This window comes from Streptomyces sp. CB02261, from assembly GCF_001905665.1.
Lineage (GTDB): Bacteria > Actinomycetota > Actinomycetes > Streptomycetales > Streptomycetaceae > Streptomyces.
On the sequence record NZ_LIVX01000001.1, the window covers coordinates 535143 to 555108 of the forward strand.

The 19966-nt window shown below is 72.8% G+C and carries 16 protein-coding genes and 1 pseudogene; 7 read left to right on the forward strand and 10 right to left on the reverse strand.

Annotation, left to right across the window (positions count from 1 at the left end; translation table 11 throughout):
- Positions 1-95 precede the first annotated feature (95 nt).
- Positions 96-494 (forward strand): annotated as a pseudogene (locus AMK29_RS02400) (response regulator); the annotation flags it as partial.
- Positions 495-697: 203 nt separating this feature from the next.
- Here the strand turns inward: AMK29_RS02400 and AMK29_RS02405 are convergent.
- The 3 genes from AMK29_RS02405 to AMK29_RS02415 all read right to left on the reverse strand — a co-directional run bounded on the left by AMK29_RS02405 (position 698) and on the right by AMK29_RS02415 (position 5712).
- On the reverse strand, positions 698-2203 hold the full coding sequence (locus tag AMK29_RS02405; RefSeq protein WP_073806924.1) for a DHA2 family efflux MFS transporter permease subunit: 1506 nt from the start codon (positions 2201-2203) through the stop codon (positions 698-700).
- Positions 2204-2347: 144 nt separating this feature from the next.
- Positions 2348-3538: a lipid-transfer protein gene (locus AMK29_RS02410; protein ID WP_073806925.1), complete on the reverse strand. Its 1191-nt coding sequence runs from the start codon at positions 3536-3538 to the stop codon at positions 2348-2350.
- Positions 3539-3549: 11 nt separating this feature from the next.
- Positions 3550-5712, reverse strand: coding sequence for an acyl-CoA dehydrogenase (locus tag AMK29_RS02415; protein ID WP_073806926.1), 2163 nt, complete (start codon positions 5710-5712; stop codon positions 3550-3552).
- Positions 5713-5848: 136 nt separating this feature from the next.
- On the opposite strand from AMK29_RS02415, the gene AMK29_RS02420 reads away from it, so the two are divergent.
- The gene (locus AMK29_RS02420) at positions 5849-6430 is read left to right on the forward strand and encodes a hypothetical protein (protein ID WP_073806927.1); all 582 of its coding nucleotides are present in this window, start codon (positions 5849-5851) and stop codon (positions 6428-6430) included.
- A 72-nt stretch (positions 6431-6502) separates the two neighbouring features.
- The gene (locus AMK29_RS02425; RefSeq protein ID WP_073806928.1) at positions 6503-6907 is read left to right on the forward strand and encodes a DUF4259 domain-containing protein; all 405 of its coding nucleotides are present in this window, start codon (positions 6503-6505) and stop codon (positions 6905-6907) included.
- A 72-nt stretch (positions 6908-6979) separates the two neighbouring features.
- Here the strand turns inward: AMK29_RS02425 and AMK29_RS02430 are convergent, their stop codons facing one another.
- From AMK29_RS02430 to AMK29_RS02440, 3 genes are all read right to left on the reverse strand, one after another.
- Complete coding sequence (locus AMK29_RS02430) at positions 6980-7402, reverse strand: hypothetical protein (RefSeq protein ID WP_073806929.1); 423 nt, start codon at positions 7400-7402, stop codon at positions 6980-6982.
- Positions 7395-11783 (reverse strand): ricin-type beta-trefoil lectin domain protein, encoded by a 4389-nt coding sequence (locus AMK29_RS02435; RefSeq protein WP_443334052.1) that lies wholly within the window; start codon positions 11781-11783, stop codon positions 7395-7397. The genes AMK29_RS02430 and AMK29_RS02435 overlap by 8 nt, the downstream gene beginning before the upstream one ends.
- A 689-nt stretch (positions 11784-12472) precedes the next feature.
- Complete coding sequence (locus tag AMK29_RS02440) at positions 12473-12934, reverse strand: MarR family winged helix-turn-helix transcriptional regulator (protein WP_073806931.1); 462 nt, start codon at positions 12932-12934, stop codon at positions 12473-12475.
- A gap of 103 nt (positions 12935-13037) precedes the next feature.
- Between AMK29_RS02440 and AMK29_RS02445 the strand changes: the two genes are divergently transcribed.
- On the forward strand, positions 13038-13985 hold the full coding sequence (locus AMK29_RS02445; RefSeq protein ID WP_073806932.1) for a quinone oxidoreductase family protein: 948 nt from the start codon (positions 13038-13040) through the stop codon (positions 13983-13985).
- 58 nt (positions 13986-14043) lie between these two features.
- On the opposite strand, the gene AMK29_RS02450 is transcribed toward AMK29_RS02445, so the two are convergent.
- The 3 genes from AMK29_RS02450 to AMK29_RS02460 are packed head-to-tail and all read right to left on the reverse strand — an operon-like array spanning position 14044 to position 15558.
- A complete protein-coding gene (locus AMK29_RS02450; RefSeq protein ID WP_073806933.1) occupies positions 14044-14454 on the reverse strand; it encodes a hypothetical protein in 411 nt (136 codons plus the stop codon).
- Between the two features lie 23 nt (positions 14455-14477).
- Positions 14478-14750, reverse strand: coding sequence for a DUF397 domain-containing protein (locus tag AMK29_RS02455; RefSeq protein ID WP_073806934.1), 273 nt, complete (start codon positions 14748-14750; stop codon positions 14478-14480).
- Positions 14719-15558 (reverse strand): helix-turn-helix domain-containing protein, encoded by an 840-nt coding sequence (locus tag AMK29_RS02460; RefSeq protein WP_073806935.1) that lies wholly within the window; start codon positions 15556-15558, stop codon positions 14719-14721. Before AMK29_RS02460 ends, AMK29_RS02455 begins: the two co-directional genes overlap by 32 nt.
- Positions 15559-15642: 84 nt before the next feature.
- Between AMK29_RS02460 and AMK29_RS02465 the strand changes: the two genes are divergently transcribed.
- Together AMK29_RS02465 and AMK29_RS02470 are read left to right on the forward strand one after the other, a co-directional pair.
- On the forward strand, positions 15643-16050 hold the full coding sequence (locus tag AMK29_RS02465) for an ATP-binding protein (RefSeq protein WP_073806936.1): 408 nt from the start codon (positions 15643-15645) through the stop codon (positions 16048-16050).
- 57 nt (positions 16051-16107) lie between these two features.
- Entirely contained in the window at positions 16108-16737 is a 630-nt protein-coding gene (locus AMK29_RS02470) for a class I SAM-dependent methyltransferase (RefSeq protein ID WP_073806937.1), read from the forward strand.
- Between the two features lie 44 nt (positions 16738-16781).
- Here AMK29_RS02470 and AMK29_RS02475 read toward each other — a convergent pair whose 3' ends face one another.
- Positions 16782-18716 carry a hypothetical protein gene (locus tag AMK29_RS02475; RefSeq protein ID WP_241845067.1) on the reverse strand — a complete coding sequence of 645 codons (1935 nt, stop codon included), beginning with the start codon at positions 18714-18716 and terminating at the stop codon, positions 16782-16784.
- 344 nt (positions 18717-19060) lie between these two features.
- On the opposite strand from AMK29_RS02475, the gene AMK29_RS02480 reads away from it, so the two are divergent.
- Complete coding sequence (locus tag AMK29_RS02480; RefSeq protein ID WP_073806938.1) at positions 19061-19951, forward strand: N-acetylmuramoyl-L-alanine amidase; 891 nt, start codon at positions 19061-19063, stop codon at positions 19949-19951.
- Positions 19952-19966 lie beyond the last annotated feature (15 nt).

The window sequence follows — 19966 nt, forward strand, 5'->3', positions numbered from 1 at the left end:
GGCGGCACGCTTGTCCCGGGACCGTCGACGCGGCGGTCCCGGGTCACCGCGGAACGCCGTGGGGGCCGCCGCCCGCACGACGGGGAGCCCACGGAATGATCAGGATCCTGCTCGCCGAGGACCGGGGGACGACGCGGGGCGCGCTGGCGCTGCTGCTCGGGATGGAGCACGACTTCGAGGTCGTGGCGCAGGTCGGGCGGGGCGACGAGGTCGTGGACGCGGCGCTGGTCGGACGCCCCGACGTGGCTCTGCTCGACGCCGAGCTGCCGGGGCGGTCGGGGTTCGACGCCGCCGCGGACCTGCGGGACGAGGTGCCGGACTGCCGGGTGCTGGTCCTGGCGACCTCGGGACGGCCGGGATACCTGCGGCGGGCGAGGGAGGCGGGGGCCGCCGGGTTCCTGGTCAAGGACGGGCCCGTGGAGGAACTGGCCGAGGCGGTCCGGCGGGTGCTGCGCGGGGAGACGGTGATCGACCCGGTGCTCGCGGCGGCCTCGGACCCGGGCCGGGACTGACGGGCCGGGTCCGCACGCTCGCGGGGCGGGCCGGGACTGCGGGCCGGGTCCCTACGCTCCGGGGCGGGCCGGACCGGGACTGACGGGCCCGCTCCGCACGCTCGCGGGGCGGGCCGGGCCGGGCCTGACGGCTCGGTCCGCGCCCGCGTCCGCGTCCGCGGTGGCGGTCGCGGTGAGGCCGGTTCCTACAACAGGTCGCGCTCCGCGAGGGAGGCCGCGCGCTGGGTCTCGACGCGCCGGGGCGCCTCCTTCGGCAGGCCGAGCAGCATCAGCGCGGCCGCCGCGACGAGGACCCCGGCCGAGACCCGGAAGGCCGTCGCGTAGCCCGGGACCAGGTACGACGGGTCCGGCGTCAGGCCGAAGTGGAGGACCGTGGGCGTGGCCGCCGCGGCGACCGTCGTGAGCGTGGCCAGGCCGATCGCCCCGCCCATCGTGCGGGAGGTGTTGACGAGTCCCGAGACCAGGCCCGCGTCGCCCGGCGAGGCGCTGGAGGTGGCGAGTGTGGCGAGCGGGGTGGTCGCGAGGCCGATGCCGGCCATCATGAGGATGCCGGGACCCAGGATCGTGCCGAGGAAGGTGCCGTCGGCGGTCAGCGTCGACTGCCAGGCGAAGCCGGCCGCGGCGAGGAGCGCACCGATGACCGCGAGGTTCCTGGCGCCGACCGCCGGCATCAGGTACGGGGCGAACTTGGAGCCCAGGAGCACGCTCAGGGAGCTGGGGACGAGCGCCAGACCGGCCTGGAGCGGGGTGTAGCCGAGGACGTTCTGCGCGTACACCGTCATGAAGAACCACATGCCGAAGGAGCTCGAACCGCACAGCAGGATCGCCGCGTTGGCCGCCGACACGGTCCGGTTGCGGAAGATGCCCAGCGGCACCAGGGGTTCCCGGGTGCGGGACTCCACGACGACGAAGACGGCGAGGAGGGCGAGGCCGCCGAACAGCGGGAGCAGGGTGCCGGCGGCGATCCACCCCACCGCCTCCGTCTGCACGATGCCGTACGCGAGGGTGGCGAGGCCCGCCGTGACGAGGACGGCGCCCGGCAGGTCGAGGCGGCGCCCGGCGCCCGTGCGGCTCTCGCGCAGCCACAGGGCGCCGGCGGCGAGGACCAGGACGCCGACGGGGACGTTGACGAGGAGGACCCAGCGCCACGAGAGCAGGTCGACGAGGAGGCCGCCGACGAAGCCGCCCGCCGCGCCGCCGGCCGCGCCGACCGCCGTCCAGGTCCCGATGGCCCGGGTGCGGGCGGCTCCCGCCGGGACGGCGCGCGTGATCAGGGTGAGGGTGGCCGGCGAGAGGAGCGCGGCGCCGAGGCCCTGCGCGGCGCGGGCGCCGATCAGGTACTGCCCCTCGGGGGCGAGGCCCCCGACGACGGACGCGGCGGTGAAGAGACCGAGCCCGAGCAGGAACATCGCCTTGCGGCCGTAGAGGTCGGCGGCCCGCCCGCCGAGCAGCATGAAACCGGCGAAGGCGATCGAGTAGGCGTTGAGCACCCACTGGAGCTCCAGGGTGGAGAGCCCCAGGTCGGCCTTGAGCGAGGGCAGGGCCACGTTCATGACGGAGACGTCGAGGACGACGAGGAACTGCCCCGCGCAGGCCGCGAGGACGACCAGCCAGGGGCGGGCCGGGGCGGGTATGGAGGGGAGGGTGGAGGGGGCCGTTCCGGCCTTGCTGAGGGGGTCGTTCTGCGGCATGGATGTCATGGTCGCAGACGGCCCTAGCCCCGTACATACGCCGGGAGTCCTACGGCTGAGGGCGCAGCCGGGACGGCTCGGGCTTCCGCCGCGGGACGGTCGAGGCCCCTCGCCACTCGCCAGGTCGGAAGGCCACGGCTACAGCTACAGCCTCCGCAGCATCGTCACCACCGCCGCGCCTCCCAGGCCGATGTTGTGCGCGAGCCCGACCCGCGCCCCCGCGACCTGCCGTGCGCCCGCCTCGCCGCGCAGCTGCCAGACCAGCTCGGCGGTCTGCGCGAGGCCCGTCGCGCCCAGTGGGTGGCCCTTGGAGATGAGGCCGCCCGAGGGGTTCACGACCCAGCGCCCGCCGTAGGTCGTCGCGCCGGACTCGACGAGTTTGCCGGAGGCGCCCTCCTCGCACATGCCGAGCGCCTCGTACGTGAGGAGTTCGTTGATGGAGAAGCAGTCGTGGAGTTCGACGACGTCGACGTCCTCGATGCCGAGACCGGAGCGCTCGTACGCCTGCCGGGCGGCGGTCCGGGACATGGGGCGGCCGACGGCGTCGACGCAGGAGCCGGAGGCGAAGGACTCCTCGGTGTCGGTGGTCATCGACTGCGCCGCGATCTCGACCGCCCGTCCCCGCAGCCCGTGTTCCTCGACGAAGCGTCCGGAGACGACGAGGGCCGCCGCCGCGCCGTCGGAGGTGGGCGAGCACTGGAGCTTGGTGAGCGGCCGGTGGACGGTCTTCGCGGCGAGGATCTCGTCGACGGTGTACGCGTCCTGGAACTGGGCGTACGGGTTGTGCACCGAGTGCCGGTGGTTCTTGGCGCCGACGGCCGCGAGCTGCGCCTCGGTCGTCCCGTACCGCTCCATGTGCTCGCGGGCGGCGTTGCCGAAGATCTGGGCGGTGGGCGGGGAGGCCTCGAAGCCGTGGGCGGCGGCCATGATCCCGTAGTGCCGGGCGACGGGGGACGTCGAGAAGTCTCCCGCGCCCGATCCGCCGCCGAGCGGGCCCCGGCTCATCTTCTCGAAGCCGAGGGCGAGGACGCAGTCCGCGATGCCGCCCTCCACGAACTGGCGGGCGACCATGAGGGCGGTGGCGCCGGTGGCGCAGTTGTTGTTGAGGTTGTAGACGGGGATGCCGGTGAGGCCGAGTTCGTACGCGGCGCGCTGTCCGGCGGTGGAGGCCTGGAAGCAGTAGCCGACTGCGGCCTGCTCCACGCGCGCGTAGGGGACGCCCGCGTCGGCGAGGGCGGCGGTGCCGGCCTCGCGGACCATGTCCCAGTACTGCCAGTCCCGGGTCTCGGGCTTCTCGAACCTCGTCATTCCGACGCCGACGACGTACGCCTTCATCACGTGCCCTCTCAGTCCCTGGGGAGGCCGAGCAGCCGCTCGGCGACGACGTTGAGCTGTACCTGTGTGGTGCCGCCCGCGATGGTGAGGCAGCGGGACATGAGCAGTCCGTGGACGGCCCGTTCGCCGGGGCCCTCGCGGACGGCGCCTTCGGGGCCGAGGAGTTCGAGGGTGAGTTCGGCGACCTTCTGCTGGTGGAGGGTCTGGACGAGCTTGCGGACGCTGGCGCCGGCGCCCGGTTCGAGGCCGGACACCTGGAGCAGGGTGGTGCGCAGGCCGATGCACGCGAGCGCGTGGGCCTCGGCGAGGAGACCGCCGATCCGGGCGCGTACGGAGTCGTCGGTGCCGGCCGCCCGTCCGATCAGGGCTTCGAGGCCGCTGTCGAAGACGACCTGGTCGGCCATGTGGACGCGTTCGTTGCCGAGGGTGTTGCGGGCGACGCGCCAGCCGTCGTCCACCTCGCCGACGACGGCGTCGGCCGGGAGGATCGCGTCGTCGAACCAGACCTCGTTGAAGAGGGAGTCCCCGGTGATCTCCTTCAGCGGCCGGATGTCGATCCCGGGGGTGTTCCGCATGTCGACGAGGAAGTAGGTGAGCCCCTGGTGCTTGGGGGCGGTGGGGTCGGTGCGGGCGAGCAGGATGCCGTGGTGGGCCCATCGGGCGGCGCTCGTCCACACCTTCTGTCCGTTGATCCGCCAGCGTCCGTCCTCGGTGCGTTCGGCGCGGGTGCGGAGGGAGGCGAGGTCGGAGCCGGCGCCGGGTTCGGAGAAGAGCTGGCACCAGAGGCGTTCGCCGCGGAGGGTGGGGCCGAGGTGTTCGGCCTGCTGGGCGGGGGTGCCGTGGGCGAGGAGCGAGGGCACGACCCAGGCGCCGATGCCGAGCCCGGGCAGGACGATCCCGGCCTCGTCGAACTCCCGCTGCACGGCGAGCTGGTGGAGGGGGCCCGCGCCGAGCCCGTACGGCTCCGGGAGGTGCGGGGCCGCGTAGCCGGTGTCGGCGAGGGCGCGCCGGGCGGCGGGCGGGTCGAGTCCGGCGGCGGGGGCGAGGGCCTCACGGGCGGCGGCGCGGTACGGGTCGGCCTCGGGCGGCAGGTCGACGCGGAGGCCGCGCCGGACGCCGGCGGCGGCGTGCCGGAGGGCGGCGAGACGGTGGTGGTCGCCGGTGCCGAGGAGCTGGCGGGCGACGAGGGCGCGGCGGAGCAGCAGGTGGGCGTGGTGCTCCCAGGTGAAGCCGATGCCGCCGAGGATCTGGATGCAGTCCTTGGCGCAGGTGTACGCGGTGTCGAGGGCGGTGGCGGCGGCGAGGGAGGCGGTGAGGGGCCGGGCGGGGTCATGGGTGGAGCGGGCGGCGTCCCAGGTGAGGGCGCGGGCCTGTTCGAGCCGGACGAGCATGTCGGCGCAGAGGTGTTTGACGCCCTGGAACTGTCCGATGGGGCGGCCGAACTGTTCGCGGGTGCGGGCGTGTTCGGCGGCGGTCTCGACGGCGCGGGCGGCGGTGCCGCAGGCGTCGGCGGCGAGGAGGACGGCGGCGAGGTCGTGGACGAGGGCGGGGTCGAGGGCGAGTGCGCGGGCGGCGGGGACGTGGAGGGCGCGGGCGGTGATCTCGGCGGTGGGCCGGGTCGGGTCGGCGCTCTCGTGGCACCGTACGGCGACCCCGGCGGCGTCGACGGCGAGCCAGACGCCGCCGTCGGCGGTGGCGGCCGGCAGGAGGAGCAGGTCGGCCTGGGCTCCGCCGAGGACGGGGGGTGCGGTGCCGTCGAGGAGGTGGCCGTCGTCGGTGGGGACGGCGGTGAGGGTCCCGGTGCCGCCGAGGGCGACGGCCCCGATCCGTAAGCCCCCCGCGAGGGCCCCTGCCAACTCCTCCTCTCCTGCTCGGCGGAGGAGCTCGGCGGCGAGGACGGAGGGAAGGTACGGCCCGGGCAGCAGGGCCCGCGCGGCCTCCTCCACGACGACGACCAGGTCCCCGAGGTCGCCGCCGCCTCCCCCGTACTCCTCGGGAAGGTGCGGTCCCAGCAGCCCCTGCCCGGCGAGAACGTCCCAGTACCCGGGCCGGCCGCCGGCGGCCCCGGGTGAGTCGAGTTCCTTGCGGACGTCCTCCGGGGGGACGACACGGGCGAGCAGCCCGCGAACGGACCGCGCGAGCTCCCGCTGTTCGTGCGTGATGGCGATGCCCATGGCGCGCAGACTAGAACACGTTCCATTCTGACGGAAGGTCAGATACGGGTTCGGTTGCGAGGCCGGCCACACGACGGGCGAGGGCGCCTGTGACACCATCGTCACGCAGACGGGGAGCCGCACCGCAGGGGGGAACATGGGCGCGAGCTGGACGGCATTGCTGATCGCCGTGGTGGGCGTGGCGGGCACACTCGGAGCCGCGCTCCTGACCCAGATCCGAGCGGACCGCACCAAGCGCATGGAGCTCCAAGCCGCCGCCGAGCAGCGCCGCGAGGAACGCGGCCACGCCGAGGAACTGCTCCGTGCAGAACAGGCCCGGCAGCAGCAGCGCGAGAGCCTGGAGCGCCGGCGCGCCTGCTACATCACGCTGAACACCGCCGCGCGCCAGTACCTGACGGAGATGTCCAACCATCTCCACGCCCTTCGCCGCGGCGAGGATCCCGCTCCGTCTCTGGAGAACCTGGAGGCGGGCAGACTGGCGTACCGGGAGAGCTACGCCGAGTCCCAGATGATCGTCCCGGACGTGGTGTCACGTCCCTCCAGCGCGGCGAAGACACGCTTGCACGCGGCCTACAAGAAGCTCCGGGCCTACGCGGAGCAACCCTCCCTGAACGCGGCCGAACTGGCGGCCATGGAAGCGGAACTGCACGAAGAGGTCTGGCCCTTCCTGAGCGCGATGAAGACGTCCATGCGCGCCGATCTCGGCGTCGAGGACTGAACGGCGGGTCCGTTGTCAGTGCCCCCTGTCACGATCTCCGTGGATCTGGACGACGGAGAGAGTGAGCGCGCCATGGGCACCTGGGACATCGGCCCCTTCGACAACGACACCGCAGCCGACTTCTCGTACCGGGTGGACGAGGCCCCGACGGAGAAGAAGGCTGACGTGCTCCTCACCGCGTTCCGCGAGGTGACCGGGACGGGTGACGACTACCTGGACTCGGACGTGGCCGTGGAGGCGATCGCGTCGGCGGCCCTGGTCGCGGCGCAGTGCCCGGGCGGCGACCCGGTCACCACCGCGTACGGCCCGAAGAAGCCGCTGCCCGCCCTTCCGGCGGAGTTGCGCCCGGTGGCCGCCGAGGCCCTGGACCGGGTCCTCACCGAGCCGTCCGAACTGCTGGAGCTGTGGGAGGAGTCGGACGGCGAGGAGTGGAAGGCGGGGGTGCGGAGGCTGCGGGCGGTCCTGGCGGGGGCCTGACCCGGAAACCCCCGCCGGGCGTCGCACGGCGGGGGTTTCGGTCTCAATGGGCCAGGGGGCCCACGCGGGAGGTCAGGGGCGGAGACCCGTCACGCGCACGGCGCTTCCATGCGTGTGCGGATCGGGCTCCCCGACCTGGAATCCGGCCGAGGCAAGGATTCCCAGCAGGGCGTCCCGCATCAGCTTCTGGACCTGGTTGTAGTGACGCACCGGCGGCGGCGGAGCGGCGTAGTCGATCCCCTTCGCGAAGAGGTCGACGGCGGTGGTCCGCAGCTCCGCGTCCGTCTCCCAGTCCACGTACACCCCGCCCTCGGCGAGCGGGTCCACGTGGACGTCCGCGCCGGGCCCGGCCGCCGGGCCGCCGTCGAGATCGCCGCGGCGGGCCGGAAGTCCGGCCCGGAGCAGTTCACGGCAGACGCGGTCAGCCAGGTCGTTCCATCCGGCGACGACCGCCGCCGGGGCTCTGGGCGGCAGGTCGAATTCGGGCTCATTCATGCGCTTCTCGTTCCTCGGCCACGCCGGCGTCCGCCGCGGAACGCGCCATCCGTCCTCCACCGGCCCGCTTGACGTAGTCGGCGAGGAGGTCCCTCGCCTCACGCCAGTAGTCGGGGTGGTACGGGACGGACCAGCTGACGGGCGTGCCCTGCTTGAGGGCACCCGTCAGGGCTGAGGCGCAGTCCGGGCAGGGCTGGCGCTCGGTGTACAGGGCCGTGATCTGGGTGGGACTGAATCCCTTCTGCTTCAGCTTCTCCAGAATCATGATCTCCGAGTGCCCGTTGAAGCCACTGTTGCCGATCACGAAGTCACCGGTCTTCGGGTCGTTCCACCCCGGCACACGCGCGACAGCGACGTTGTGGTCGGCGCCGTAGTACCCGGACTCGGTCCTGAACTTGTAGGCGAGACCGCTCAGTTCGTCGCTGTTGTACGCGATCAGGCCCACCGGGCAGCCGTCGACCGGGTTGGACACCGCCACGGACGCCCGTGCGACCGACGACACGCGGGACCTGGTGCAGGTCTTGATGAACCCGTCGAGTCCCCTGACCCCGATGCGGTAGACGGCGTCGTCGCTGAGGCCCACGGCCCGCAGGGCCTTGTAGGCGTCGGCGAAGGCGATACCCGTCCGCGCCGCCGCGTCCACCGCGAGCACGGCGTCCGCGATGGGCCGGAGGGCCTTGCCCGCGAAGAGACTCGCGACGTCCAGGGCCGCCCAGGCGCAGCCTCCCCAGCTTCCGTTCTCACCGCCGGGGGCGATCTTCTGAGCGCACCGGATCCAGCTCCCGAAGAGGATGTCCACCGGATCGACGTTCGACTGGTACTCGGCGATCGTGATGGTGTGCGTGACCTCCTGGGACAGTTCCTTGGTCGGGAACTCGCCCAGGTACACGGTCGCGGCGGCGGGGCACGTGGCCTTCGACGGGTTCAGCTCCGGCGAGGAGCACAGGTACAGGTCGAGGTACGCCTTGTACCGGAGCTTCGCGGTGATCGTGCAGTTCCCCGTGTAGAAGAGCTTGTCGATCCAGCCGTCGCAGCCCTCCGTCTTCCTCACCGTCTGCGGATCGCCGATGTTCTCGATCCGGTCGATGACGTAGAACATGTTGCCGATCGAGCCACCGAGCTCGTCGACGACGGTTCCGTTGCCGATCTGCTGCGCCTTCGCGGCCTTCTCGGCCCTGTCGGCCGCCTCCTGGGCCTCCTTGGCGTACGCCGCGGCGTCCTTGGCGGCCTGTTCGGCCTCGGTGGCGGCGACGGCGGCGCGGTCGGCGGCGGCGCGTGCGTCCTTGGCGGACTGCTCGGCCGCGACCGCGGCCTGACGGGCCGCCTGGGCGTCGAGGGCGGCCTGGTCCGCCGAGTCGCGGGCCTGCCTGGCGTAGCCCTCGGCGCGACCTGCCGCCTGGTCGGCGGCTGCGGCGTCCGCTGCGGCCTTGCGGTCGTACTCGACGGTGCGGGCCAGTGACTGGGTGGCCTTCGATGCGGCCACGGCGGCGTCGGCCGCGTAGCCGAGGGCCTCCTTGGAGTAGGTGCGGGCGGCCGCCGCGTGTCCGGCGGCGTTGGCCGCGTGCTGGTAGGCGATCTTCACGTCGCCGGCGGCCTGGTCGGCGAGGCTCTTGGCGGCCGCCGCCTCCGCCTGCGCGTTCTTGGCGTGGGCGTCGGCGACCGCCTTCTGCTGGTCGGCGATCGTCTTGGACGCCTGCCCGGTCAGCACGACCAGGCCGGCGGCCGCGTCGGTGGTGACGTAGGGCGAGCCGAGCTGGATCGCGTCGTTGGCCGGCTTGGCCACCTGGGCGGCGGCATGGCCCGCGTCCACGGCGGCCTGAGCGGTGACGTACGCGAAGCCCGCCGCCTTCGCGGATGCGGCCAGGGCCGTCGCGGCCTCCTTGCTCGCCGCGTCCGCGTGGGCCTTGGCGGTCTTGGCCAGCGCCTCCGCCTCCTCGGCCAGCCGGACGGCGGCCTTGGCCTCTGCTGCTGCGTGCTGGGAGGCCGCGATGGCGTCGGCGGCGGCGCTCGTCGCGGTCTTCACCGCGGCGTCGGCCTTCAGCTTGGCGGCCTGGGCGTCGTCGGCGTGGGCGCGGGACCGCTTGGCCGCCGCCTCGGCGCGGGTGGCCGCCGCGTCGGCCTCGGCCGCCGCGTCGCTCGCGGCGTTCGCGGCGGTACGGGCCCGGCCCGCGGCGGCCTCGGCGTCGTTCGCGTGCCGGTTCGCCGCGTCTGCGGCGACACGGGCGGCATCGGCGGCCGTGCCGGCGTCCAGGGACTGCGCGTAGGCCTCCTTCGCGTCGGCCTTGGCGCGGGAGGCTTCTGCCTTCTGCTCGGCGTCCCACGCGTCGTCCCGCTTGGTCCTGGCGTTGTCCCGCGCCTTGACCGCGTCGTTCTTGCGCGCGACCGCGGTCGCCTCGGCGGCCTCGGCCTGTTCCTTGGCCTCCTGGGCGTTCGCCGCTTCGGTCTGGGCGGTCTGCTTGTGCCGGGCCGCCTCGTTCTGCTTGACGGCGGCGGTGTCCTTCTCGGCCTTGGCCTTCGCCTCCTCGGACTCGGCGGCGAGCCGCTTGGCGTGGGCTTCGGCGGCCGCCGCCTTGGCGTCGCCCTCGGCCTTGAGCGCGACGGCGAGCTTGGCCTCCGCCGTCTCCTTGTCCTTCTTGGCGTTGTCGCGGTGCAGCTTGGCCCCGTCGGCCGCCGCCTTCGCCTGCAACTCGGCTGTACGGGCCGCCTCCTTGCGGAACTCGGCGTTGACCTGTGCGGTCTGGGCGATGGCGCGCTGCGTGATGGTGGCGCTGTCGGCCGCGGCGGCCCTGGTGGCGGCCTCGGCGGTCTCACCGGCCTTCACCATCGCCGTCAGCGCGGCGACAGCACCCTTGGTGACCTGGGCCTTCTGCTGGCCGACGAGGAGACCACGGCCGCGCGGGGCGCCGGCGGCGTCCGCGATCCCGTACGCGGTCTGCAGGGCCGCGTCGGAGGTGACAGCCGACTTCTTGGCCTTCTCCAGCTGGGCCTTGACCGTGGCCAGGTGCGTCTTCGCGGCCGCCTGGGCGTCGGTGAGGCCCTTCGTCGCCGCGTCGAACTGCGCCTTGTCCGGGTAGGAGAGGCTGTCGGTGCCCTTGTGGCCGGTCGGCTTGATCAGGTACTTCTGCGCGCTGGTGCCGTTGCAGTCCCACAGCCGCGTGTCAGTGCTCTTCGTGAAGGCGCTCAGGTCCAGGCACTTGCCGGTGCTGAGGCTCTTCAGCGGCGAGGCGGCGCGGACGTCGCCCTTCCACGACTGGCCCTTCGTGCTGTAGCAGTCCGTGATCTGGATCTTCGTACCGTTGGCCGAGGCGTTCCCGGCCACGTCCAGGCACTTGAACGAGTTGACGTTGCGGAGGTGGAGGTCCTCCTCGCCGCCCTCGAGGGTCCACTGCTGCGCGGCGCTGCCGTTGCAGGTGTAGATCTGGACCGGCGTGCCGTTGGTCTTGCCGCCGCCCTGGACGTCCAGGCACATGCCCGCCGCGCCCGGTACCTGGATCGCGGCGGGGCTGTCACCGATCCAGCCGACGCCACCGGCGGCCCAGTGGTCCTGCCAGCGGGTGTAGTAGTCGGCGAGCCACGACTGGCCGAGGAGCATGCTGAGGGCGTAGGTGCCGTCCTGCAGCGCCTTGCCCGCGTCCTTGCCGGCGGTGAGGATCTGCTGCCGCTGCGCGGCCTGTCCGGCGATCTCCTGCTGCCACTCGGCGGCGGCCTGTGCGACCTGCTTGCCGAGGACCTTGTTGGGGTCGATCGGGTCGTGCCAGCCGCAGGCCCCGAAGCGGGCCTTCAGGTCCTCGACCGCGATCCGGAACTCCGGGGTGCCCGGCTCCGACGCCGTACGGGGGAAGCCTCCGGAGGCGAGGAAGATGCGGGCGTCATCGGCGAACACCCGGGGAACGAAGTACTGGTTGGGTTCGATCTTCCCCGAGTTCTTCTTCCACAGCGCCCAGGCCTCCTTCTCCTGCGCCGTCCCGCCACTGGTGTAGAGCGGGTCACCGATCGCGAGCGCGGCGGCCTTCGTCTTGTCGTCGGCGGTGGGCGACGAGTCGTAGAAGGGATTGAAGAGGTTGAGCGGATCCGAGAACCCCTGGTACAGCCACGGGAGCAGCCCGGTCCGGTCGAAGATCTTGTCCGGATCCTTCGGCGCGTCGGGGTACGACTCCAGGCCGCTGGTGGCGCCGGACCAGGCGTAGCCCTGCTTCCGGACCTTGTCGAGCCACTGGTCCGTGAGCGCGCGGTCCTGGTTCCAGGCCGCGTGCAGCGGGGTCTTGTCGTCCATCATGTCCCGCTTCAGCTGCGCGTGCAGCTGATCGGGCGGCAGGACGAGGGCGTTCTGCGCGAGGGCCTGCAGGTTGGGCCCGCCCATGCGCAGGCCCTCGGTGGCCATGCACTGGTCCTCGCGCAGCTGCTGGGCGGCCTTGGCGTCGTAGCCGTCGTAGCCGTCGTACGAGTCGGCCGTCGGCGCCAGGTTCGGCGCGGTGCTCCGCGCGGCGTTCTGCGCGGCCAGGGCGGGAGGGACGGCGAGGCCGCCGAGGACGGCCAGGGCCGCGACGGAGGTGACGGCCGTGGTGAGGCGGGTGGTGAGAGGGGTGGACGAGCGTGGTCGAGAGTGGAGCAACCCCGGTTTGAACCGCAAGGAGATCTTCCTTCACAGCGAACGAGGGCAGGCGGGGGTGACCTGGGCGACGTTCACAGTGAGCCGGCATCACGACATGGCGATGCCACCCTTCCCCGTGGCGGACCTGTCCCCCCACCGCCGATGACGTGCGCGCGTCGCGGCGGGATGGTCGGTCCCGGACGCGCGCGGCGTAACTTAACCGCGAGTAACAAGGGCTGGACAAGGGCCGCCGGGCCAGTCCGGAATGCGGAACGAAAAACCACTTGCCGGGCATGTCACGGCGTGTCGGACGCATTCCTGAAGCTCACGGGCGGTGTTGCCTGGACGAAGCCCATGACGAGACAGTGGTGCCGACGGTGACTATCGGCCATTGATTGGCCGGAAGCAGGCAGTCAGGGGGGAGAATTGGCCGAGCCGGACAGGCGCACCCCCTCACAGGCTCGGCGACCGCCGCGCGCTCAGCCGGCTGGCGGGGCCGTCGCGTTGCGCGTCTGCTGGACCAGGACGGCGGTGGCGCGCTCCAGAAGGGCACAGAGCGCCGCGTGCTCGGACGGCGTGAACGCGTCGGTGAGCGCGCGCTCCAGGATGACCACCTCCTGGTAGGCGCGGTCAAGTAGCCCCTGCCCCGCGTCGGTGAGGCTGGCGATCTGCACCTTGGCGTGCACCGGCGACGTCTCGCGACGGATGAGCGTCTTGCTCTCCATGTTGGCCAGCACGCTGCTCATGCTCTGCTGCGTCACCCCGCAGGACCGAGCCAACTGGGCGCCGGACATGCCACCTTCGCGCGCGAGGACCAGCAGGACGGTGTACTGCGTCATCGTCAGGCCGTACGTGCGCAGCACGGCCTCGTGGTGAGCCATCAACGCCTGCTCCGACCGCCTGATCCGGGTGCAGAGGTCGTTCTCGATCGGGGCTTCCACCGCGCACGCTCCCACTCCATTGACAGGTTCATGGGTTGACTCAGGAACCTTACATACCTACGGTCTCGACTGTAAGGATACTGAGTCAGCACAGGGAGCTGTAATGAAGGCTGTCATTCTCGACTCCGACGACCGCTACCGGCTCACCGAACTCGACGAGCCCACACCCGGCCCCGGCCAGGTGGCGATCCGCGTGGCCTACGCCGGGGTCCAGTGGGGCGACACCATGGTCAGGGACGGCCACTTCCCCGTACCGCGCCCCTTCGTCCCGGGGTTCGAGGCGTCCGGACACGTCGTCGCGGTCGGCGAGGACGTCGACATACGCCGTGTCGGTGAGGCCGTCACCGCGCTGACCACCTCGGGCGCCTACGCCGAGGTGGTCCTCGCACCCGCCGCCCTCACCCTCGGCATCGGCAGCCTGCCGCTGAGGACGGCAGCGGCGCTCGGGTGGGGCGCGCCGACCGCCTACGACCTGATCCACACCGCCGCGCGGGTACGGCCCGGCGAAAGCGTGCTCATCCACGCCGCCGCCGGCTCGGTGGGCACGCTCGCCGCCCAGTTCGCCCGACTGGCCGGAGCGGGCCGGATCGTCGGTGTGGTCGGCACCGCCGACAGGGCCGACTACGCCGCGCGGTTCGGGTACGACCGGCTCCTGCTCCGCGAGGAGTTCCCGGCCGCGCTCGGCGACGAGAAGCTGGACGTCGTCCTCGACCCGGTCGGCGGCCCGGCCCGCACCGCAGGCCTGGAGCGGCTGGCGCCACACGGCCGACTCGTGGCGTACGGCAACCTCGCCCCGTACGAACCCGTCCTCGCCGACACCGGCGACCTCCTCACGCACGGCACGTCACTGCTGACCTACAACAGCAACCTGCTCAGCCGGACCCACCCCGAACGGCTCGCCGCGAGCGCCCGCCGCGCACTCGACCTCGTCGCCGACGGCGAGATCCGCACGGACATCACCGCCGAGTACGCCCTCGACGACCTGGCCACGGCCGTGCAGCGCCTCGCCGAGGGCACGACCTGCGGAAAGAGCGTCATCCGCGTCGCCTGACCGCAGGCGCAGAACCAACCGGCCCGCCGCCCTGGGCGGGTGCGCGGCCGATCGCCCGTCAGCGGCCGCCGAGAGCACGCCTCAGGGCCAGGACGACGCTCGTGACGGTCGCGCCGACGGCGGTGACCGCGAGGACGAGCAGCCCGGGGTTCAGCCACCCCGGGACGATCTCCTCGCCCGCGCACACCAGGCTGACGGGGAGCGCGCCGCTGGAGTCGGGGACGGCCCTGTACCCCGCGTTGAACCAGCACGCGTCCTCCGGGAAGAGGAACGGCAGGTAGGACAGGCCGTACAGGTGGAGCCCCCCGCCCGCGACGTACGCGAGCGCGGCGATCCAGGCGGCCTTCTTGGCGGGTGTGCGGCGGGGCAGGGGGACGTCGGGCTGTGGGAGGCCGTTGCCCCGCCGGGCCCGGACGAGGCCGACGTAGGTGATCCCCGCCCAGGCCGGCAGGCCGATGGCGAGGATCATCGTTCCTACGAGGGTCGCCACGGTCAGCGGCCGATACGGCCCTCGGCGGCGGCGCCCACGAACGCCGTGAAGGCGGCGGGGGTCGCGAGGAAGGCGGGGCCTTCGGGGTTCTTGGAGTCGCGGACGGCGACGTGGGCGGTGAGGTCGGCGACCTCGATGCACTCGCCGCCGTCGGAGCCGCTGAACGAGGACTTGCGCCAGGCGGCGGTGCCGAGCGGGGCGCACTCGACGCAGTCGCCGCCATCGGAGCCGCTGTAGGACGACTTACGCCACCGCAGTTCCCGGCTGGTGCCCATATCGCTCCCTCATCACACGTTCGATCAGCGCCGCCGAGTCCTCTCGGGAGAGGGCTGAGGCCTGGAGCCGAGCGTAGCTGACGGACCGCTCCCTGATCACTTGTGGATCGGCGGTCATGTGGCCCCCGCCATAGACCGGCGCATAGAAGAGGTCCGGGTCGTCGTCGAAGCGCAGAAGGTTGAACGAGCCCATCATTGCCGAGTGTTGCCCCACCCCGAAGGGAAGCACCTGCACCTGGATCCACGGATGGTCCAGGAAGCCCAACAGGTGGGCGAGTTGGTTCCGCATGACCTCGGCACCGCCGATCTCCCGGTACAGCACCGCCTCGTCCAGCACGACACACAGCACCGGCGGGTGCTCCCGCTCCAGGATCCGCTGGCGCTCCATCCGGGCCGCCACCAGCTCCTCCAGCCGCCCCGGGTTGTCGACGCTCAGCACCGCGCGGGCGTACTCGGGCGTCTGGAGCAGGCCGTAGACCAGCTGCGACTGGTACGTCGAGATGTACGTCGCCTTCGCTTCCATCTCCGCGTACGCCTGGAACCACGTCGGCAGCTGGCTCTTCAGCACCAGCCCGATCAACCGCGAGAACACCCCGCCCGTCAGCAGGGCCGCGTCCACCCGCTCCGAGAACTGGCGAGTGGGGACCTTCTTCGCCGTCTCTATCTGGCCCACGAGCGAGGCCGTGCAGTAGAGGATCGAGCCCAACTCGGCCTGGCCGAGCTTCGCCTCCTCCCTCAGGCGGCGGAGTTCCGATCCGTAGTAGTCCAGCGGCGAGGCACTCGGATCCAGGTTGCGGATGTTGACCACGGCGAGGTCACCCCCAAGCTCACGCGGTGAGGCGTTGTGTTCAGTCCGTAGCCGAGCGTAACGACACCGGCCCACCCTGGTGGCATGAATCAGGCAACAGACCTTTATCCTCCGGCACTTGCGACGAGCTACCGCATGGGCTTCACCGTCGGTGAGCACTCGGCCGGTCACATGCGCCGCATCCTGCGCATGTTCCTCACGCGGTGGGATCTCGACCGCCTGGCCGACCCGGCGGCCCTCGCCCTCACCGAGCTCGTCGCGAACGTCGTCCGGCACGTGCCGGGCCGGCGGTGCTCCGTCCTGATCCTGCGGGAACCCTTCGGACTGCGGGTGGAGGTCGCGGACGCCGTCCCCGGGGCCGTGATCGCGAAGCTCGCCGGTCCACTGGAGGAGAGCGGGCGGGGGCTCGCGCTGGTGGAGGCGGTGACGGACCGGTGGGGGGCCGACGAGACGCCCGGGGGGAAGACGGTGTGGTTCGAGTGCGACGTGTAGGGGGCGCGTAGGGCACGATGGGCGCCCGTACCCGCGTACCCGCCAGTAGGAGTCACCATGTCCGTGCCCGCGCCCGAGATCCTTGCCGCCTTCGAGGCCGCGAAGGGGTTCATGCCCGCCGGGGAGGGGCTCGCCCTGTACGAGGCGGCCTCGGAGGCCGCGAAGCTCGGGCTGCCGCTCCTGGAGGTCGGGACGTACTGCGGGCGCTCCACCATCCTGCTCGCGGACGTGGCCCGGCAGGCGGGAACGGTCGCGGTGACCGTGGACCACCACCGGGGCAGCGAGGAGCAGCAGCCGGGGTGGGAGTACCACGACGAGTCCGTGGTCGACCCCGAGGTGGGGCTCATGGACACCCTGCCGACCTTCCGCCGGACCCTGCGCAAGGCGGGCCTCGAAGAGCACGTGATCGCGGTCGTCGGGCGGTCGCCGCAGGTGGCGAAGGTGTGGGGCGGGCAGCTCGGGCTCGTGTTCATCGACGGCGGGCACACCGACGAGCACGCCGGCAACGACTACGAGGGCTGGGCCCCCAAGGTCGCCCCCGGGGGCCTGCTCGTCATCCACGACGTCTTCCCCGACCCGGCGGACGGCGGCCAGGCCCCGTACCGGATCTACCTGCGCGCGCTGGAGTCGGGCGACTTCGAGGAGGTCTCCGTCACCGACTCGCTGCGGGTGCTGCGCCGCCGCTGAGGGCACGGGGCCCGGAGCGGCGGCGCGGTCCTGGACGGCGGGGGTCAGTACAGCGAGGTCACGTACAGGCAGTTGGTGTAGCTGTAGCCGGGCTCGATCTTCGTCTTGCTCGACTTGGTGTCACCGGCCGAGGACGTGCCGGTGGTGGCCCGCTTCTGGAGGAAGTGGTAGTTGCCGGCGGGCAGCAGCAGGGTGGCCTTCGGGTACTTGGAGGCCGGCCCGGTGCAGGCCTTGATCTTGGGCGAGTTGACCAGCAGCGGGGGCCGGTACTTGGTGCAGGTCGTGCACGCCTTGAGGGTGACCTTGCCGGTCATCGGGCCGGTGTAGAGCAGCTCGACCTCACCGGGGCCGTCGTTGCTGACGACCATCACCATCCGGGCGCCGCCGGGGACGTCGGCCGGGGGCAGCTTCCTGCCGGCCTCGGGCTCCTCCTCGGCGATCTCGGCGGCGATGGCGATGGAGCGTGCGTGCGCGGCCTGCGGGCTGCTCGGGTAGTCCTTGGCGTACTGGGTCATGGTCGTGCCCGCGTCGCCGAACTCCTTGCTCCTGAACTGGAAGCTCCCGCAGGCGAAGTCGCCCCTCTGGACCGCGCCGGCTGCCTCCTTGGCGGCGTCTTCGAGGGCGGGATCCGTCATGTTGTCGACGGAGGAGCGCAGCGCGCGCAGCTCCTCGGTGGTCTCGCAGGGAGTGGCGCCGCCGGTGAGGGCGGTCGTCCGGGTCTTGATCGCCGCCCGCACGGCCGGCTCCACCTGCGTCGCCTGGGGCGACTTCGGGAAGGTGTCGTACAGCGCGTTGAGGCTCTCGCTGGCGGGCGGGTCCGCGGCCTCCACGCCGAGCGCGTCCGTCCCGCACCTGAAGAGGGACTCGGCCAGCGGCTCGTCGGTCTTCGCGGGCCGGGAGCCGAGCAGCTCCTTGTCGATGGTGCCGGCGAGCCCGCGCAGGTGCTTGAGCGGCGCGACGGCCACGCAGAACGTCTTCTTCGCGTACGGGCGGGAGAGCGTCTCGTAGTACGTGTCGAGGCGCGCGGGGACCAGCTTCCCGGCCCGCGAACCCGCGTGCTTCGTGCCGAGCTCCTGGTAGTCGGCGAGCGCCTTGCGGTAGATCGGCTCGGCCTTGTCGAAGGGGAGGCCGTCGGCGGACGTCACGAGCTTGTCCGCCGCCGAGAGCCGTTCGAGCAGGGCCTGCTCCTTCGCCTCGTCGCGGGCCGCGCCGTACGCGAGCGAGCCGCCGGCGGGCACGGCGAGCAGCACGAGGGCGAGCGGCAGCGCGAGGCGGCGGAAGGAGGCGCCGATCCGGAGGTTCGCGCGCAGCCCGCGCCTGGCCCCGTCGGCGGCGACGGCGAGCAGGAAGACGCCGTATCCGGCGACGAGCCCGAGGGGCACGCCGTCGACGTCGGCGGGGAGCGCGATGACGAGGAGGGCGACGGTGGCGACCCAGCAGAGGGCGGCGCCGATCCAGTTGCGCAGGAGGACGTAACCGAGGCCCAGGCAGGAGAGGTTGAGCAGACCGATCAGGGCGGCCTGGGCCGGGTTCGCCTCGCCGGGCGGCTGCGCGGGCGGGCGGCCGCCGTCACCGGGGGGCGGGCCGTACCCCGGGGGCGGGCCGTAGCCGGGAGGTCCGTAACCCGGCGGCGGCCCGTAGCCGGGCGGGGCGCCGGGCGGCGGTACGGCTCCGCCACCGGTTCCGGCCTCGCCCCAGTGGGGCGCGGCGCCGAAGCCGGGCGTGGCCCCGGCCGGGGCGGGGGCCTCGCCGTGCGGTGCGGAGGCCGCCGGAGGAGCCGGGGCGGCCGCGGCGGGCTGCGCTGGGGCGGGCGGCCCGGACGGCGGCGGCCCGGACGGCGGCGGCCCGGACGGCGGCCCGGAGTGCGCGCCGAAGGCGAGCGTGGGCGTTCCGGCCGCCGGGGCCGAAGGGGCCGCCGGGGCGGGAGGTACGGCCGGGGCCGCTGCGGCCGGAGCTGCCGCTGGGGCCGGAGGAGCCACCGGAGCCGGCGGAGCCCACGGCGCGTCGGAGGCCCGCGGGTCCCCGCCACCCCCCGAAGTCCCGCCCCCAGGTCTGTCGTTCGGCTCGGGTCGCGCGTCGCTGGGTTCGGGTCGCGCGTCGGTCGGTTCCGGTCTCGCGTCGTTCGGTTCGGGACGTGCGTCGTTCGGTTCTTCCCCCACCACGGTTCCCCCTCGTGGGTCCATGCGCGGTGGCACCCACCGTCGCCTCTTCCCACCTACCCTTCACGGTTCGCGCACACGCGTCCACCGTTCCGTGAAGCCGGTGACCAACCTGCGACCTATCCCTCCCGCATTTCGCCACGGGGAGGGCCTAAAGTCGCTGGGTGCCGTACGACCACCGGAACACCGCCCGCCGTACCCTCGCCCTCGCCCTCGCCGCCACGGGCTGCTGCGCCGTGCTCGCCGGGTGCGGGGCCTCGCAGGCCTCGCCGCCGGCGGGGAAGTCCGGGGAGAGCCCGCGGTCCCAGGAGACGCGGGAGACACCGGGCGAGAGCGCGACGGCCCCGCCGACGCCGCTCCCCTCCACCCCGCAGCCGGGCCGCCCGCTCGCCGGGCGGACCGTGGTGATCGACCCCGGGCACAACCCGGGGAACTTCCGTCACTCCTCGGAGATCAACCAGAAGGTGAACATCGGGACGAACCGTAAGGAGTGCGACACCACCGGCACGTCCACGAACGCCGGGTACACCGAGGCCTCCTTCACCCTCGACGTCTCCCACCGGCTGCGGGACCTCCTCGCCGCGCGCGGCGCCACCGTGGTCCTCACCCACGACGCCGACCGCCCGTGGGGGCCGTGCATCGACGAGCGCGCCCGGATCGGGAACGAGGCCCGCGCCGACGCCGTCGTCTCCGTCCACGCGGACGGCTCCGCCGTCGGCCACCGCGGGTTCCATGTGATCCTGCCCGCACAGGTACGCGAGGGCTCCGCCGACACCACGAAGATCGTCGGCCCCTCCCGCGAGCTCGGCGAGCGGATCGCCGACCGGTTCGCCCGCGCCACCGGAACGGCGCCCTCCAACTACCTGGGCTCCGGAACGGGGTTGGACGTCCGCGACGATCTCGGCGGGCTCAATCTCTCAACCGTCCCCAAGGTCTTCGTCGAATGCGGCAATATGCGTGATCCGAAGGACGCACAGCTGCTCACGTCCGCGGCGTGGCGGCAGAAGGCGGCCCAGGGGATCGCGGACGGCATCGCCACCTACCTCAAGGGGTAGAACCGGCGGGCGATA